Here is a 2,523-nt window from a genome sequence, read left to right as displayed (position 1 = left end):
TCCGCCACATCGAGGAGCTGATCCAGGCCCCGGTCGCCCTGCTGTCGACCAGCCCGGAACGCGACGACACCATCCTGATGACGGACCCGTTCGCCGACTGATACGGCGGGGAGTTCCCCAGCAAAAAGGGCCGGCGCTTCGCCGGCCCTTTTCCGTTTCGGAGAACGTAATACAATCAAGGACTTCTCCGGCGGTCATTCCCGCGAAGGCGGGAATCCGGCCGGCTCAGCGACGCATCAGTTGTCTGCGGCGCCAGCTCAAACCGAGCGCGTCAGCCCGCCATCGACCCGGATGTTCTGGCCGGTGATGTAGCCGGCGCCCGGCGAGGCCAGGAAGGCCACCGTCGCCGCGATCTCGTCGCTGCTGCCGTAGCGCTGCATCGGCACGCTCTGGCGCCGCTCCTCGGTCCCGGGCAGGCTGTCGATCCATCCCGGCAGGACATTGTTCATCCGCACATTCTCCGCCGCATACTGGTCGGCGAAGATCTTGGTGTAGGCGGCCAGCCCCGCCCGCGCGACGGCGGAGGTCGGGAACATGGCGCTCGGCTCGAACGCCCAGGCGGTGGAGATGTTGACGATGGAGCCCGCCTTCTGAGCCACCATGATCGGCGCCACCAGCCGGACCGCCCGCACGACGTTGAGGAAATAGACCTCGATCCCACGGTGCCAGTCCTCGTCGCTGATCTCCAGCAGCGGACCGCGCGGCCCATGGCCGGCGCTGTTGACCAGCGCGTCGATGCGCCCCCAGCGCTGCATGGCGGCATCGACCAGCCGCTTCAGGTCGTCGTTGGACTGGTTCGACCCTGTGACCCCGATGCCGCCCAACTCATCGGCCAGCGCCTCGCCCTTGCCGGAGGAGGACAGGATCGCGACCTCGAACCCGTCGGCCGCCAGCCGGCGCGCGGACGCCGCTCCCATGCCGCTGCCCCCGGCCGTGATGACGGCCACCTTCACCTCGGACATCCCTATCCCTCCCTGACAAATGGTTGGCCCAACCATACGGGAGGGCTACCCGCCGCCTCAAATGCGATTTCAGCGGGGCGGCTGGCGGGACGGTCAGATGTCGAAATTGGCGGCGATGCTGCCGGTGGACTGGCGGTGGCGCAGGGCGTCGGCCAGCGTGCGGTTGTCGAGCACCGAGGCGGTGGCGTCGCGGACCTGCAGCATCAGCCAGCGGACCGAGCAGGTTTCCGTATCGATGCAGTCCTCGCACGGCTTGAAGGATCCCTTGCTGGCGCAGGGGAGCGGGGCGAGATGGCCGTCGATCAGGCGAATCACCTCGCCGAAAGTGATCTGGGCGGCGGGGCGGGCGAGCCGATAGCCGCCGCTCTTGCCGCGCTTGGCGAACAGGATGCCTTCCTTGCGCAGCTCGACCAGAATCGCTTCCAGGAATTTGCGCGGGATGTTCTCGCGCTCCGCGATGTCGGCGATCAGGATCAGGTCGCCGGTGTCCTTCTCCGCCAGCATGATGAGGGCACGCAACGCATATTTGGCTTTCTGCGACAGCATTCCGGCGGAATCCGTTTATTGCGGCGGCGGATGGTTGATCCACCCCCGATCTAAAGCTTCGGTGGTTAACATTTCGTACCGGCCCGGTATTCCACCCAAAGGCGTGTTCCCGCCGGACGCCCGGACCTTAGCCAGTTTCGCCGCCCATTGCGACCGGCTTTGCGCGAATGGTTTGCGGCATCCGGCGCGGGCGCGTTAAGGTCCCTCGGCCCACAGGGTCATTCCGCCATTTTTCCGCAGAGCCGAAGGTCAGGACATGCAGTACGCCATCGTTCCGGTCACCCCGTTCCAGCAGAACTGCACGGTGCTCTGGTGCCCCGAGACGATGAAGGGCGCCGCCATCGATCCCGGCGGCGACCTGGACCGCATCCTGGCCGCGGTGAAGGCGAAGGGCGTGACGCTGGAGAAGATCCTGGTCACCCACGGCCACATCGACCATGCCGGCGCCGTCGCCGATCTGGCCGACAAGCTGTCGCTGCCGATCGAGGGGCCGCACCGCGACGACCAGTTCTGGATCGACGGCATGCCGATGCAGAGCCAGATGTTCGGCTTCCCGCCCGTCCGCTCCTTCACGCCCGACCGCTGGCTGGAGGAAGGCGACACGGTGACCGTCGGCAACCAGACGCTGGAGGTCCGCCACTGCCCCGGCCACACCCCCGGCCACGTCGTGTTCGTCCACCGGCCGTCGAAGCTGGCCATCGTCGGCGACGTGCTGTTCCAGGGCTCGATCGGCCGCACCGATTTCCCCAAGGGCAACTACGCCGACCTCATCGCCTCGATCCGCGACAAGCTGTTCCCCTACGGCGACGACATCGCCTTCATCCCCGGCCACGGGCCGATGTCGAATTTCGGGGAAGAGCGGTTGTACAATCCTTTCTTGAACGATTGAGGCTCCGGTTGGCGCGGCGTTAGACCCCCACCTATCCTCCCCCGCTCTCAGCGGACCTATGGTCCGCCTGCCGCGTCAGCACAAAGCATAGCTTTGTGCGAGAGCTGGGCGGGGGAGGGACTACTG

At 66.6% G+C, this 2,523-nt stretch carries 3 protein-coding genes; 1 reads left to right on the top strand and 2 read right to left on the bottom strand.

Features of this window, described 5'->3' with window-relative positions:
- Nucleotides 1–257: 257 nt before the first annotated feature.
- The gene (locus TSH20_RS32990; protein ID WP_109157800.1) at nucleotides 258–962 is read right to left on the bottom strand and encodes an SDR family oxidoreductase; all 705 of its coding nucleotides are present in this window, start codon (nucleotides 960–962) and stop codon (nucleotides 258–260) included.
- A 93-nt stretch (nucleotides 963–1,055) separates the two neighbouring features.
- On the bottom strand, nucleotides 1,056–1,508 hold the full coding sequence (locus tag TSH20_RS32985; RefSeq protein WP_085085625.1) for an Rrf2 family transcriptional regulator: 453 nt from the start codon (nucleotides 1,506–1,508) through the stop codon (nucleotides 1,056–1,058).
- 256 nt (nucleotides 1,509–1,764) lie between these two features.
- On the opposite strand from TSH20_RS32985, the gene TSH20_RS32980 reads away from it, so the two are divergent.
- The gene (locus tag TSH20_RS32980; RefSeq protein ID WP_109157799.1) at nucleotides 1,765–2,397 is read left to right on the top strand and encodes an MBL fold metallo-hydrolase; all 633 of its coding nucleotides are present in this window, start codon (nucleotides 1,765–1,767) and stop codon (nucleotides 2,395–2,397) included.
- Nucleotides 2,398–2,523: the final 126 nt, after the last annotated feature.

It is taken from the genome of Azospirillum sp. TSH20 (assembly GCF_003115935.1).
Lineage (GTDB): Bacteria > Pseudomonadota > Alphaproteobacteria > Azospirillales > Azospirillaceae > Azospirillum.
Note: the sequence above shows the minus strand (reverse complement) of the source record. Positions and strands in the feature narration are given on the sequence as shown.